Here is a 14,999-nt window from a genome sequence, read left to right on the forward strand (position 1 = left end):
CCCACCACATTGTAATGTAAAAATTAACAAAGGAGTGGGTTATGATATTTATCAAAATAGTTATTAGTATTACCTTTTTATTTTTAGTTGGATGTAACACAACCAAGGTTCAGCAAGTAGAACAACAAGTAGGGCTTGAACAACTATTAAACCATTCTTTGTTTAATAAACTCGACACACCTTCCGAGCACAGTATTTTTGAGTTACCGGATGCTGAAAAAGAAATGTTTTTAGCTTACGCCGAAAACCAAAAGCTATCCCAAATCCGTGATGACCGCATAATTTACAACTACCTCGAAAGCCAGATAGCTAACTTTAAATACCATGGCGATACACTTAGTTCAGCTCAAACCCTAAAGCGTTCGCAAGGTAATTGCATTAGTTTAGCCATTTTAACGCAAAGCTACGCACAAGCTCTTGGGTTAGAAACAAGCTTTCAAGAAGTTACAAGTAAGCCCATATACGCAAAAGAAAATAATGTTGTTTATGTCGCTAATCACTTTAGAACAAAAGTATATGCTCCAAAAGTAGAGAAAAAAGATGATAATATAATTGAGTTTTTCAGAGCGGGCACCTTAATTGATTACTTCCCTACTCGTCGCAGTTTTTATTCAAGCAGCGCAGACTATAACGATTTAGTTTCTAAGTTTTACAGTAATTTAGCTGCAACAGCGCTAGCAGACAAACAGCTGGATATTGCTTACTCACTTATTCTACAAGCGAATAAATTTACACCAAATGATGCAGAGCTATTTAACATAGCTGGCATTTTACATCGCCGAGCTGGTGATTTACAAAGCGCTAAAAACATCTATCAAACAGCACTTAGTAATAACGAAATAAGCATTAATTTAATCAGCAACTATCAGCTTTTAGCTAAAAAGTTAGGCGACAAAGAGCTTGTTAAAGAGCTCACCTCACAATTAGTTAATAAAGAGAAAGACCCATACGAATTACTAGTGATCGCTAAAAACAACTTACAAGCTGGCCACGCTCATCAGGCTAAAGCACACCTTGAGCAAGCTATTACTAAAGCGCCTTACATTGCTGAGCTATACTTGGAACTCGCAAAAGTTCGCTATCAACAAGGTAATATTAAACAAACACAAACCTTACTTGAGAAAGCAATTGAACTAGAACGTGATAATCAAAAACTCGATGTATATCAAGCTAAGTTACTGTCGTTACAAATGGACAAATAACTTAGCCAAACCGTGGTTAACTTTAAACGCTAAAGGGAGTAATAAAAGCTCAGCCAAGCACGCATTTCATCTTCAAAACTGTCGCCTTCTACTCGCGACAGTCCCATATTAAATGTTAAATCATTTACGCCTGCAGGCCCCATTCCAAAACTAAAATCACCTTGGTACTTTAAGCCGTAACTTTGTGCATATACGGTGTCGTCGAGTTGATGTTGCTTATAATAAAGCCACGGCATGCCTTCTTTAAAGCTAAAGCCGCCACCGTAGCCTTGATAGCGCTTTGCAGTTGCGCTGTAAAAAGGCAGCTCAGATGAAAGTACATATTCACTATTTTGCTGCTGATTAATAAGATTTGAGCTAAAGCCACCTAATGCAAGGCTGCTGTCGTCACGTTGCTTTTGATCAAAGTTTGCATAAAGAGGAATACCAAACGCTTTACCAAAAATTTTGGCGGCTAAATCGTAACCTTGCCAACTATTGCTCTTACTACTGCCATCGTACCAACTCGCATAAATACTTTGGCCTATAGCAAAGTCTTGACGATCATATTGCCAATTTTGAGCAACGCCTAAACGCGTCCAATTTTTATGGCTTTGCTTATAATCAGTGTAATTGTAGGCAAGCTCTGGCGTTAAACTTAACTGTCCAAATTTAACGGGGTAACTTATTGCGGCAAAACCACCACGGGCATCCATGTCTGCACTTAGACTTTGCTGATACTGGCGCGATGTATCTAAATTGTAGTCAAACAGTGCAAGTTTCAGTTTTACATCAAGCGCATTATATTTTGCCTGCACATAACCACCGTGCAATGCCCCATCGTGTAAATCAGTGCTATAACCCGCTTGTAAGTCGAGCTGCTTTAATAAGTCGCTACTTTTAATGCTTAAATCTAACAAACTGGTAGAAGCCGAATAATATTGAGAGCCAATCGCGAAAGTAGCGTGCTGGTCGAGCACGTTGTAATTTGTTTGCTCTGTAGTTTCGTGCTTATATATTTTAGCTTTTGGAAGTGTATGTTCGTTTACTATTAGCAGCGGTGCTTTTTTGTTAGCTGCAAACTCAGTAACTACAGTGCTTTTTATAGCTTTTGGCAGTGTTTTTACATTTGGCCCATCTGCAGTTATCGAAAAATAGAGTAACGAGCCATCAGCCATTTCAATTGGGTGGGCAACGGCCTCTTGCCCTTGGGTTAACTTGGTGAGTGTTTTACTCTCTATGTTGTAGTTATAAATATCGGTGGCGCTATTTAAACCTGCAACAAAGTAAAGTGACTCGCCATTATGGCTAAAGCTTGGCTGACTTAAATATTGATACCCGTTTGGCATAGGTACTGATAGCTGTTGTTCGCCGTTTATACCTTGTATATACAATTGCCAATTTTCATTTAATGACGTTGATAAATAAGCTAATTTAGTTTCATCAGGACTGAGTATTGGGTAATCGTAAGTTGTCTCAAGGCTTTTTGTAAATAATGGTGTGATGGTTTGCGTATTGAGATCAACCTTTACTAATTCAGAGTAGCCATCTCTTATTTGCTCGCCATACAAGGTTTCGCCGTTACTGGTTACGCTAAATCGTCGTATACCAGCAAGTTCGGTAAGTTGTGTAATATTTCCAGTGTCAGTGTTATAGCTAAATATGTCAGACACTTTGTTATAAATACCCGACTCTTCATTGCTGTACGCATTGAAATATAAAGTTGTGCTATTTACCCATTGAGGATTTGCAATACCGGCTCGGTTTATTTGATTAAGCACTTGCTTTTGTTCGCGCTTAAACACACTGGGCGCTGTATCGGGAATATCTTGTGCATCGTTTTCGAGTAGCTCTTTTTGCGCTTTAGTAAACTCTTCTTGCGCTTTAATGTTGTCATCCGTGCTATAAATTATAAGCTTGGTATTACTCTCTTTATCTCGCTCAACAATCGCAATTTTACTACCATCTTTTGAAAGTACTGGGTTACTTGCATATAAGTTAAGCTCAAGCCAAAGTTCACTATTAAGTAACGACTCCCCTTGCTCTATTTGCATTGCTTTATAGGTATATTCAGCTATAAATCGGCGATATAGCTTGGCTGCACTTTGCCCAAACACACCGCTAAATGCCTCATCAAAATCACGCGTTTTTACGCCTTGCATTCGCGTCCAAACACTATCGAGTGTTTGTTCTGAATAGTTTTTCTCTAACCAATTTAAAAAGCGACTACCCATTAAATACGCCATTGAGCCGCCCATAAAGCCCTGCTCGCCATTTAACTGCCCATAGGTTGGCAGTGCGCCCTGTTGAGCAAATTCTCGCAGTATGGACTCTGAGTAGTTATCAAACAAACGTCCACGACCCGTCATTTTAGACTCAATCAATGTGGCATAACCTTCGGCTACCCAGCGCGGCGTATCACTGTAGGTTAAGTCGTATAAATCCCATATACCACGTACTTTCTGCTGCCAGTGATTGCGTGTAGGCTGTGCTAAGTGCACTAAGTGAATATATTCATGCAGTACAAGCAACTGCTGCCAGCCAGAGCTGTTTGATATAACTGTGTCGGATTGTGGTGGGGTTGTAAAAAGTGCCATTACAGGGTTACTTGAGGTAGGTAGCGCAAAGCCGTTTGCTGCATTTAGGGGATCAAACACCACTACATCAACTGTTTTATCAAGTGCTCGGTTTTGCTGCTCAAGCACTTTAGTGCGAACTATTTCAAGCTCTGTTGCAGTTGATTTAGCAAAATCAGCATGCTCAATACTGTAGTGAATATTAAAATGTTCGGTATGAATAGTTTGCCAATCGGCTGCAAAGCTTGGTGCTGCTAGTAATAAAGCTGATGCGATAAGTGTTTTTTTCATGAGCGTCCCTAAAAGAATTCCTTAATACTATCTAGGGTATTATTAAATGTCTTTCATGGGCAGTAAGAAAGTGTAATAAAGCATGTGCAAATGTGTATTTACACATGTTTTATTAGGGGAGTTTACATCCAGCTGCGAGTATCTGACTCAATCTGCTTAATTGTAAAATCAATAATAAAGTCAGCATCTTGCTGCTTTATGTAGGGCATAAATACAAAGCCCGAAGCAAGTTGTATGTATAAGCTTTTTAAGCCTGATTTGCGCATTAAGTACGTACTTATACTGCGTGCACTTTGCGCTTTATAAAGCTCAAAAACACGGTAATGAACGCCAATCAACCCTTTGCGTACAACCATGTAAAATCGACCATTATCCTCATGCATGTAATAACCATAACGCTGATACGATAAGGTTACCAAGCCAGAAAACACCACCAAAACACCAAGGCTAATCAAAGTGTTAATATCGGCAATAAAACAAAAGCCAAACACTAGCGCACTGGGTAACAATGAATAAAAGCCTAAATTTTTATACAAAAGCGCTCGCTCTGCGCGCTTAAAAGCGAGTTTTTTACTGTTAAACCACGGGTAAATCCATTGGCATACGCTATCAACTTGTTCGCTATTTAATACAGGTAACACTAAGGTTTGTTTATTTTGTTTAGCCGCAACACCTGCAACTAAACCACCGCTACTTGCTTGCAAACACTCCACAGTAAATCGCTTTAGTAATCGGCCCATTAAGTTTTGCTTTATAACAATAGATTGCACTTTATCCATGCTCATCGAAAGCTGATGGCGCTCTAACAAGCCTGCAATACGTTTAAATTTTTGACCTTTAAAGTAAAGCTCAAAATTATAAAAACGAATAAGCGACATAGTCACCGATAGCATCACCGCTACCAAAACTAGCAAAACAATTAAGGTGATCATCGCAAAGGTAGCAGCACTTGCCAGCATGCCAAGCTCTTGCTGATAAAAGCCTTCTACTTTAGCAATAATTTGCTTCTCTAAAAAATCAACAATCAGGTTTATAAAAGGGGCAAAAGCAGCGATTGCTAAAATAGCCATATTCGACATTAAACCAAATTTGGCTATTTCTTTATTGCTAATGCTTAGGCTATTTTCAATAGTATCTACTTCGCTTTGCTCAGTGCTTTGTATTTCTTCTTGTTGCTGCGCTTTAAAAGCAAATATTTGTTTACGCATTTGCTGTGCGTAGTCTTTAGTGACGCCGGGTAAAACAACTTCTTGCGACACACTGCCTGCAGCATCAAAAATACAATTAACTAAGTTTACGGGGGTAAAATAAAATGGCTCGGCAATATTAACATTTTGTACGCGGCCAAATTTAAGCGTAAGTCGCTCTTTTTTAAATACGCCTTTGTTAAGCAATATTTCGTTATCGCTACTAATACAAAACTTAAAATTTAAATAATATAAAAATGAGTAAACAAGCAACGAAATCAGCGCAATACCACCTGCAACTTGCGCCCAAAATAATTTATTTTCTACTTGAGTAACAAATACTACAAACATAGGCAGTAAGTTTAAAAGGCCATCTTTTACAAAGCGCACACTAAAATGCACAACAAAATATAAAAGCGCCCAAGACGATACTTTTTGCCAATCACTTGAGCTAGTTTGCTCTTCAATAATACTATTACTCATCAACTAAAACCGCCTGAGGAGCCGTATCGTCTTGACGGTAGTTCTGTACAAATTGGCGCATATTTTTACAATCATCATGGGTTAACCCACTAATTTGTAAATCGGCACTTACGCCGCCTGCGCTAAATAATTTGATGCTCGCAAGGCTAAGCTTTCGCTCTATTGGCCCCTGATGTATTTCCATATGTTGTACTCGCGCTAAAGGCAATACCGTTACTTGTTGCCAAATAACGCCTTTTTTAAAAGCAATATCGTGGTTTCGTACCGCAAAACCTTGCAGCCTTATGCTAACCATGTTGTACAACATGGATACAGCTACTAAAACGGGCATACCAATTAGCAAGTAAGTTTGCGCTCTCTCTGCAAAAGCTTCGTTAAAATAACAAACCGCAATAAGTACCCCAATTAACGGAATATAAAATGTAAGCCAGTTAAGCTGAGTATGTAATAAGGCCTTGTCAGCTAAAGGCTTAAAGCTAATGGCGGTGTGCGCTGGTAAATCCATTATTTGTTGATTGTTAAACACAATTGCATCCTATCGGGATTATTAATTAACCCAGCTAATGGTGGTTACTAATGTATGACTTTGCTTTGGCTCAAGCGTTACTTTATCTGTCAGTACATTAGCAGCCTCTAGGCAGAGCATTGTTTTATACTCATCATCAGCAAAGTTAGATAAGCGTTTGGATTTTTCTATCCATGGATTCCACAGTACACACGAGTTTGAATTTTCACGGATCACATTAATAACACCTTCTGGCGTATTAATAGTTTGTACTGCACTTGCTTGTGTATAAATCATGTCGGTTTCGCGCTCAAAACTTACAACGTCATTTTGCACAAATGGCCCTTCACTAAACTCAATATATTGCGCGCCTTGCAAACCATCAACATGGGTATTTGTAATGTCTGATGTAGGAAAATAGGTATGCAGCGCTTGAGTAAAGCTAAATGGCGTATTTCCTAAGTTAGTCGTAGTTAAGCGAACCTGTAACTTATCACTTAATATAAACTCCACTTTTAATGCTGACTGATGCGGCCAATACGTTGTATTAACTAGCTTCATAGGTAACTTTAAACTAACCGTAATTTGCTCATCAGATTCGTGTACTTCATCGGCTTGCCACACGCTTGTGCGCGCAAAACCATGAGCAGGCCAGCCATCATTAGCGTGTGTACCAAACCACGGCCAACAAACAGGAATACCACCTCGAATACTTGCCCCTTCTTGATAGGTTTCTTCTTGCGATACCCAAATAAGCGGCTCATTATTTTTAGGGGTAAATTGGGTAATTTGCCCACCTTGCAAGAATATTTTTGCATCGCACTTTGCACTAGCTACTTTAATAAACTCAAGACCGGTTTCGCTTTGCTCAATGCTAACTGATGGCGATAATTTCATACCTTCCCCTATAATACTGATACTAAAGATTTTTAATATTTGTGCAGAAACAATAATGCATGCTTAAAGTATACGCTATTGATATTAAATATTGATTGCTGAATTTGTTCATTGCCGATTAATACATATACAGTAAACTCACAAACAATTACTTTGTACTAACAGCTGTAAATGAATAATACTAAAGTCTATACAATAAGACTTGCCAATTATTCACAACATACGTACTGTGCGCAACTTAATGCACACAAGATGCTAAGAAAATTTACTATAATTTAAACAATATAATTTTACATTAGTTACTGCTCTAACTATTAAAAACCAACAAAAGCGGCCTAATGTGCAATATATTGTTTGAATTCAATTTATTTGATGTGTAACATTTCGCGATTACGGCAAACTACCGCCCCATCGATGAGATAAGCAAATGCAAAAATATGACGAGTTATTGGTTTCTTTACGTAAAGTGATCCGCGCGATTGACTTACATTCTAAGCAGCTAAATAAAACTTCGGGTTTAACTGGCCCACAATTGCTTATAATGCAAGAAGTTAAAAAAACCGATGGGATAACGGCGAGCCGTATTGCTCAAAACGTAAATTTAAGCCCAGCAACGGTCACCAATATTCTCGACAGAATAGAAAGCAGAAACTTAGTAACACGCGTACGCAGTCAAATGGATAAACGCAGAGTGAGCTTATACCTCACCGAGAAAGGAAAAGAGTTACTTGATAAAGCACCTCAGCCATTGCAAGAACACTTTATTGAAAAGTTTTCTGCGCTTGCTGAGTGGGAACAGAGCCTTTTACTCTCATCAATGCAGCGTGTAGCCGCGATGATGGATGCAGATAAATTAGATGCATCGCCCCTTCTAGAAGTTGGTGCACTTACTCAAGCTCCTAAAGAATAAACAATAAAAAAAATACATAGTTTTGTACTTACTCTAAACGTAAGGCGTTTTTTGACGTCTTGAATTTTTTATTTTTTAATCACAAGCAGAGCGGCTATTATGACTAAACTCTCAAAATTAACACTAGCACTAGTCCTAGGTGGTGTTACAAGCACTTCTTATGCGTCTGATGATCTAGACACACTACAAAGCCAACTTAAACAGCTAAAGCAACAAATGCAATTGCTTGAAAATAAGTTAGCTGATGAAAAAACAAAACAACAGCAAATTAATAAGCAGCACGAACAACAAGTTGCAAACATCAGTAAAAAATCTGATCAAAAAGTAGTTGAAGTTGCCGCAGCTGAACCTGAGAAAAAAGATGAAGGCATTAAAGTTGGTGGAGCAATACGCTTTAATTACAGCACCAACACATACGATGAAGATACCCAAGATCGCGGTGGCGATTTTGATTTTGATATTTTCCGTATAAATGTATCTGGTGAGATTAACGATATTTCACTTAACGGCGAAATACGTTTTTACGATTACATGACCGTTGTTAAGTATGCTTACTTAGGTTACGAGTTTGCAGATGGCTGGGAAGGACAAGCAGGTATTGCACCCGTGCCTTTTGGTAATGGCCCATACAACTCACACAGCTACTTTTTCAGTACTAATTATTACGTAGGTCTAGAAGACGATTTTGATTTAGGTGTAGTAGTAAAACGTAAACTTAAAGATAACTGGAAACTAGACCTAGGCTTTTTCAAAAATGATGAGCTAGGTGGTATAGACGGTGGCTCTTCAGATATTAACCATCGTTACTCTTACGACATTATTGGTAGTCGCTCAGCAGAGGAAGGTACATACGATGCACCAGGCTCTCGCATAGGCGAATACAATACGTTTGCCGGGCGTGCAACATACCAAATTGAGCACAGCAAAAATATAACTACCGATGTGGGTGTATCATTATTAAGTGGTGGTTTACATGACGGTAACGATCGTGCAGGTAACTACGGTGCATGGGCATTTCATGTTGATAGCACAATTAACAACTGGAATATCCAATTTCAACACGGTGAATACGACTACGATCTAGACGACAGCAGCGACCGCTTTGTTGTTGGTGCGTATGCTTATTATGACACTGTATCTAGCGAAGCAACTATGACTAACTTTAACGTTGCTTATAATTACTCGCTTGATTGGGGCCCAGTTACCGACATTCAATTTTACAACGATTACGGCATTATTTATGACAAGTCTGACGATAGCGCAGATACATGGATGAACGTAACGGGTATGAGTGTTGCTGCAGGTGGTTTCTTTAGTTACTTCGACTTTATTCAAGCACGTAACCAGCCATTTATTGGCGGAACAATTATTGGTGATGGCGATACAGAACGTCGCTTCAACATAAATATTGGTTACTACTTCTAAACTGTTAACCGCATTTATTTTTAAAAGGGCAAACTTAGTTTGCCCTTTTTTATTGATTTTAAGCTTCGAATTAATAGCTATTTAGCCTACAATTAGAGATACCATAACACGCCTAAAAAGAGCCTAAGTGAATATAAAAGCAGTGTTTATTTGTTATAAAAACTTATGGTTTAAAGCGCTTGGCTTAATACTTGTAGCCTTGGGTATTATTGGCATTGTGTTACCGGTCATGCCTACCACTATATTTTTTATTTTAGCGCTCACCTGCTTTACTCGCTCATCACCCGCGCTTGAACAATGGCTGTTAAACCACCCTCGTTACGGTGTAACTCTGCAGCAATGGCAAGCCCATAAAGTAGTGCCTGTTAAAGCCAAATGCTACGCCGCCATTGGCATGTTAATTGGATTTATATTTTTACTGTATTCAGCCGCCCCTATTTGGGTTATTTATCTCGTTGCAGTAATAGAAGTATCGGTAATGATTTACCTTATTTTAAGACCCTCCAGCCCCCCTAAGCATTAAATATTCATTTTTTACCTGCATACCACCTCTGTTTTAAAGTTTTTATGTAAAGATAAGTAAGTAAATTTGTAATAGCTAATGCAAATCATTATCATGTTGTAAATTTAATTTATTTACTGTTTTTATGTCGTTTATTAATAAGCGGGCTTTGTATAGTACAAGCCGTGCTCTACATATTTATATTTCTACAGCTTTGTTTTTTTTGCTTATTTTATTTTGCGTTAGCGGCATTGTGCTTAATCACGTCGATTGGCTTAAAAACGATAAAAATAACGGTCAAGTAACCGCAACGATTCCTGCAGAGCTAGTTACCAAAGCAAATGAGCAGCTAAATACCTTGCCAACGCTTTACCCAGAAATAGAAGCTTACTTAGCCGAGCAATATGCACTTACAAAAGTAAAAAGCATTGAGTGGGAAAAAGAAGACGCGCTTGTCATGCTCGACTACCCACTGCCTGCAGGGTTTGCCTACGCAGAGCTTGATTTTACAACTGGCGAGTTAAACCTTGATTACCAAACAGGTGGCTTTTTAAGCCTCATTGGCGACTTACATAAAGGCCGCCACAGCGGTGAAGTATGGAGTTGGGTAATTGATATATCTGCCGTACTAATGATTTTATTTGCCATCACCGGCATGATTATTTTGTTTCAAAATAGAAAAAAACGCTTAGCAGGAATATGGATAACCTTACTAGGAGTCGCAACTCCACTGGTTATTTATTTATGTTGGGTTCCACAAATAAAAGGAGTGTCTTAATGGTTAAATTTAAATTATTTATAAGCGCCGCATTACTGCTTGTAGCTGCGTTTTTTCAAACAACGGCGCATGCGCAAACACCACAGCTAGAGGTTGAATTAACGCTTCCCGACTTAGAAGTACAACCGTATCACCGTCCATACGTTGCAGTTTGGCTTGAAACACCAGAGCGCAAACACGTTACAACGCTTGCACTTTGGGTACAAAAAGCAGAATGGTTTAAAGACTTACGCCAATGGTGGCGTAAAGCCGGTAAAAGCGATGCCAACTTTGATGGCATTAGCGGCGCAACCAAGCGCGCGGGTACTTACACCATAAACTGGCAAGGTAATGATTTAGACGGTAACCCAGTAAAACCAGGTAAATACTTACTAAATATTGAAGTTGTACGCGAAGAAGGCGGCAGAGACTACACCCGTGTTGAGCTTGATTTAACTAAATCAGGCAAACTAACAATTGATGGTAAAAACGAGTTTTCTAAAAGCTTCGTCACTGTAAGCACTAAGTAGCTGCTACTTAATCATTTAAATTTAAGGAAATACAATGAAAATTAATTTATTAAAAACGGCATTAATCGGCGCATTGAGCTTATCTGCTTTAGTGTCAACTTCGGCAAGTGCACACGGACGTTGGTTACTACCTTCGCATACATCTTTATCAGGCGATAAAGCGCATTACGTAATGATTGACGCAAGTATTTCAAACGAAATTTTTGCACCAGACAAAGCCTTTAAACCTAAAGAAAAAGGCGCCGAGTACGACGACACATTATTAATGGCACTTGCGCCTAATGGTGAGCCAGTATCTGAAACCATCCGTGCTTATTACTTAAAACGTAAAAGCTCAGCTGCGGTAAGCTTAACAGAGCAAGGCACTTATCACATTGCAATGACCCAAAAGCCAATGTACATGACCTTCTATAAAAACGAAGAAGGTAAGCGCAAGCGTGTATTTGGTAAGAAAACAGACGCCGAGTTACCTAGCAATGCAAAAGATGTAACTACAACGAAGGTTGTTTCAACAGTAGATACATTTGTAAGCCGAAATGGCACCTCAAAGCCTGCCCTATTAGGTTTAGGCTTAGAGCTTAGCGGTCCAACGCATCCAAACGATTTATTTGTAGGTGAACAAGCACGTTTTCAGTTACTACAAGATGGTAAATCTGCTGGTGAAGGCGTTGAAGTAAGTATTTTAAAAGGCGACACACGCTACCGTAACGACCGTGGCGAAGTAAAAGTAACGACCGATAAAGAAGGTATGTTTACAATTACGTGGAAAGAACCAGGCCTATACCTAATCGAAACTTCTAACAAGGTTACCGTAAACGAAGAAGGCGTAGATGCAGGACGTTATGCATTATTTACAACGCTTGAAGTTGCCCCTGAATAATTTTAATTACTAAATTTAAAAAATTGAAAGGCCAAGTATTTGCTTGGCCTTTTTACGTCTTACTAACTTTTATCTAAAATTCCCTTGAATTCGCAACCATTCGACACAAGATTGCAACTACAACGATCCAAACGCCTATATCGCGCGTAAACAGTGACCTTATGTGTTAACAACTTAGAATATCTTAGATAGTTTTTATCTTTGCACTAGGGTAGTCGCTTCTATATGATGCGCTCCTTTTCGACTAGCAGCTCTTGGGGAACAATTAATGACTTTTAAGCGTTTATCTGCAAATAAACTCGCACTTAGCTTGGCCGTTACCACTGCACTTAGCACACCTTACTCTATGGCCGTTGCCGCAGAGCAAGATAATCAAGCAGAAAAGAATATCGAAGTAATTTCGGTTACCGGTACTCGCAGAAGCCTACGCAGTATTGCCGAAAGTACGGTACCCGTAGACATTATTACCAGCGGTGATATGCAAAGTACCGGTCAGCTAGAAATAAGCCAAATACTAGCAAACCAAGTACCTAGCTTTAACTACCCAAGTGCCACTATGGGTGATGGTACTGACCATGCAAAACCTGCTGTTTTACGTGGTTTAGCACCCGATCACACATTAGTGCTTATTAATGGTAAGCGCCGCCACGCTGGTGCGCTATTAAACTTAGCGGGTGTTGTTGGCCGAGGCTCTACAGCTGTTGATTTAAACATGATTCCAACTTCAGCCATTAAACGTGTTGAAGTACTACGCGATGGTGCGGCCGCACAGTACGGTTCTGATGCAATTGCTGGGGTAATTAACATTGTACTTAAAGATGCCTCAGAAGGCGGTAGCGTAAGCGTAACGTACGGTAAATACGATACACAAATGGCTGGCGTATCTCAGCTAGAAAGCACCTACGCAGATGCAAACGGTAACCTTGCATTTAATACCGGCGGCGATAGAGAAGTAAACGACGGCGCAACACGCACTGTTAGTGCAAACTCTGGCTTTTCGTTATCTGATAACGGCTTTGTAAACGTATCCATTGAGTACCGCGATAACGACTCAACTCAACGCTCAGGCTTTGACCCACGCGAACAATACAGTCGCCTTGATGATGGCAGCCTAGACCCACGCGAATTTACTATCGATCGTTACAACCACCGCTTTGGTAAAGCAGACCTTGAAGATTACGCGTTGTTTTACAACATGGGTTACGATTTAGATAACGGCTTAAACCTTTATTCATTTGGTAGCTACTCAAAGCGTGAAGGTAATTCAGGTGGTTTTTACCGCCGAGCAAAAGACAGCCGTAACGTTTTAGAAGTGTACCCAGATGGCTTTTTACCGCAAATTGAAACAGACGTACAAGACTACTCATTTGCATTGGGCTTACAAGGCGAAACTAACGACTGGACATGGGATGTAAGTACCAACTACGGCCGCAACGACTTTGGTTTCGGTGTTGTAAATAGTATTAATACATCACTAGGTGCCGACAGCCCAACCGAATTTGACAACGGTGCATTGGTTTACGATCAGTTTTTAGTAAACGCAACGGCCAATACCACTCTCGATTTAGGCTTACCTGATGACGTATTTTTTACCGTAGGTACTGAATACCGCCACGAAAGCTACAAAATAGAACAAGGCGAAGAAGCCTCTTATATTACTGCGCTAGATAGCGACGGCAACCCAATTGCTGCCGGCGGCGCACAAGTACTATCTGGTTTTGGTCCTGAGAGCGTAACTGACGAAAGCCGCCATAACGTTGCCCTCTTTGTTGAATTTGACACCTACTTAACAGAAAAATGGAATGTTGTTTTAGCGAGTCGTTACGAAGATTACAGCGACTTTGGCGATACGTTCACGTCAAAACTAGCAACACGTTACAGCCTAACCGATAATCTATCGTTACGTGGTGCGCTAAGTACAGGCTTTCGCGCGCCGTCTTTAGCACAAAGCTCATATCGTCAAATTTCAACTGTGCTTGAAAACAATCAACCATTTGAAGTTGGCTTGTTTCCAAGTGACGCGCCAGCAGCACAAGCATTGGGCGCAAAAGAGCTAGATGCAGAAGATTCTGTAAACTTAACAGCAGGCTTTGTATACACTCAAGGTAACTTTAGCCTTACGGTTGATGCATACCGTATTGATATTGATGATCGTGTTGTTTTATCTGAAAATTTATCGGGTGAAGCTGTACAACAAATTTTAGCCGATGCGGGTGAGTTAAATACCGAAAGCGTACGCTACTTTACCAACGCGATTGACTCACGTACACAGGGTATAGATATAGTTGCAACGTACACGCTTGAATTAGATAACCTAGGCGATTTACGTTTAAATGCAGCCGCTAACTTTAACGACACCGAAGTTACTCATGTTGACGACAACCCAGAGCAGCTTAACTCTTTAGGTGATGACTACGTAGTGTTTGCTCGTCGCGAAGTGGGTCGTTTTGAAGAAGGTACACCTGATAGCAAGTGGAACTTATCTGCTGTTTGGAACTTTAACGAATGGCAAACAACACTGCGCGCAACACGTTACGGTGAAGTTGCAGATATTTCTACAACAAGTGATCGCGATGAATACCTAGATGCAAAATGGATAACCGATCTAGAAGTTGCTTATCGTCCTAATGATGAATGGAAATTTGCATTAGGCGCTAATAACTTATTCGATCAGTACCCGCAAGCTACAGTAAATAACATTGGTTACTCTGATTTCGGTCAGATTTTCCCGTATACGCCGTATGCACCATACGGTTTAGATGGTCGATTTTTATATGGCAACATCACCTACAGTTTTTAATTTATACTTAAATTAAATGAGTTAAATAAAGATCCGATATGGCATGCCCTATCGGATTTTTTATATTTAAAAAAC

The 14,999-nt window shown here is 39.7% G+C and carries 12 protein-coding genes; 8 read left to right on the forward strand and 4 right to left on the reverse strand.

Annotation, left to right across the window (positions count from 1 at the left end):
- Window positions 1-41: 41 nt before the first annotated feature.
- Window positions 42-1,202 carry a tetratricopeptide repeat protein gene (locus tag GQR46_RS06275; RefSeq protein WP_165740432.1) on the forward strand — a complete coding sequence of 387 codons (1,161 nt, stop codon included), beginning with the start codon at window positions 42-44 and terminating at the stop codon, window positions 1,200-1,202.
- Between the two features lie 29 nt (window positions 1,203-1,231).
- On the opposite strand, the gene GQR46_RS06280 is transcribed toward GQR46_RS06275, so the two are convergent.
- From GQR46_RS06280 to GQR46_RS06295, 4 genes are all read right to left on the reverse strand, one after another.
- On the reverse strand, window positions 1,232-4,048 hold the full coding sequence (locus GQR46_RS06280; RefSeq protein ID WP_165740434.1) for a PD40 domain-containing protein: 2,817 nt from the start codon (window positions 4,046-4,048) through the stop codon (window positions 1,232-1,234).
- 122 nt (window positions 4,049-4,170) lie between these two features.
- On the reverse strand, window positions 4,171-5,718 hold the full coding sequence (locus GQR46_RS06285; protein ID WP_165740436.1) for a PH domain-containing protein: 1,548 nt from the start codon (window positions 5,716-5,718) through the stop codon (window positions 4,171-4,173).
- Window positions 5,711-6,244 (reverse strand): PH domain-containing protein, encoded by a 534-nt coding sequence (locus GQR46_RS06290; RefSeq protein ID WP_165740438.1) that lies wholly within the window; start codon window positions 6,242-6,244, stop codon window positions 5,711-5,713. The genes GQR46_RS06285 and GQR46_RS06290 overlap by 8 nt, the downstream gene beginning before the upstream one ends.
- Window positions 6,245-6,265: 21 nt before the next feature.
- Window positions 6,266-7,120: a D-hexose-6-phosphate mutarotase gene (locus GQR46_RS06295; protein WP_165740441.1), complete on the reverse strand. Its 855-nt coding sequence runs from the start codon at window positions 7,118-7,120 to the stop codon at window positions 6,266-6,268.
- Window positions 7,121-7,547: 427 nt separating this feature from the next.
- Here GQR46_RS06295 and GQR46_RS06300 point away from each other — a divergent pair, with 427 nt between their 5' ends.
- The 7 genes from GQR46_RS06300 to GQR46_RS06330 all read left to right on the forward strand — a co-directional run bounded on the left by GQR46_RS06300 (window position 7,548) and on the right by GQR46_RS06330 (window position 14,924).
- Window positions 7,548-8,030, forward strand: coding sequence for a MarR family transcriptional regulator (locus GQR46_RS06300; protein ID WP_010554531.1), 483 nt, complete (start codon window positions 7,548-7,550; stop codon window positions 8,028-8,030).
- 99 nt (window positions 8,031-8,129) lie between these two features.
- Entirely contained in the window at window positions 8,130-9,455 is a 1,326-nt protein-coding gene (locus tag GQR46_RS06305; protein ID WP_007580455.1) for a hypothetical protein, read from the forward strand.
- Between the two features lie 127 nt (window positions 9,456-9,582).
- Window positions 9,583-9,978: a YbaN family protein gene (locus GQR46_RS06310; protein ID WP_007580453.1), complete on the forward strand. Its 396-nt coding sequence runs from the start codon at window positions 9,583-9,585 to the stop codon at window positions 9,976-9,978.
- Window positions 9,979-10,102: 124 nt separating this feature from the next.
- Window positions 10,103-10,735, forward strand: coding sequence for a PepSY-associated TM helix domain-containing protein (locus GQR46_RS06315; protein ID WP_165729369.1), 633 nt, complete (start codon window positions 10,103-10,105; stop codon window positions 10,733-10,735).
- On the forward strand, window positions 10,735-11,244 hold the full coding sequence (locus GQR46_RS06320) for a DUF2271 domain-containing protein (protein WP_024589611.1): 510 nt from the start codon (window positions 10,735-10,737) through the stop codon (window positions 11,242-11,244). The genes GQR46_RS06315 and GQR46_RS06320 overlap by 1 nt, the downstream gene beginning before the upstream one ends.
- 34 nt (window positions 11,245-11,278) lie before the next feature.
- A complete protein-coding gene (locus tag GQR46_RS06325; protein ID WP_165729368.1) occupies window positions 11,279-12,124 on the forward strand; it encodes a DUF4198 domain-containing protein in 846 nt (281 codons plus the stop codon).
- Between the two features lie 268 nt (window positions 12,125-12,392).
- Window positions 12,393-14,924: a TonB-dependent receptor gene (locus tag GQR46_RS06330; protein WP_165740443.1), complete on the forward strand. Its 2,532-nt coding sequence runs from the start codon at window positions 12,393-12,395 to the stop codon at window positions 14,922-14,924.
- The last annotated feature ends 75 nt before the right edge of the window (window positions 14,925-14,999 follow it).

It is taken from the genome of Pseudoalteromonas sp. Z1A6 (genome assembly GCF_011378745.1).
GTDB lineage: Bacteria > Pseudomonadota > Gammaproteobacteria > Enterobacterales > Alteromonadaceae > Pseudoalteromonas > Pseudoalteromonas arctica.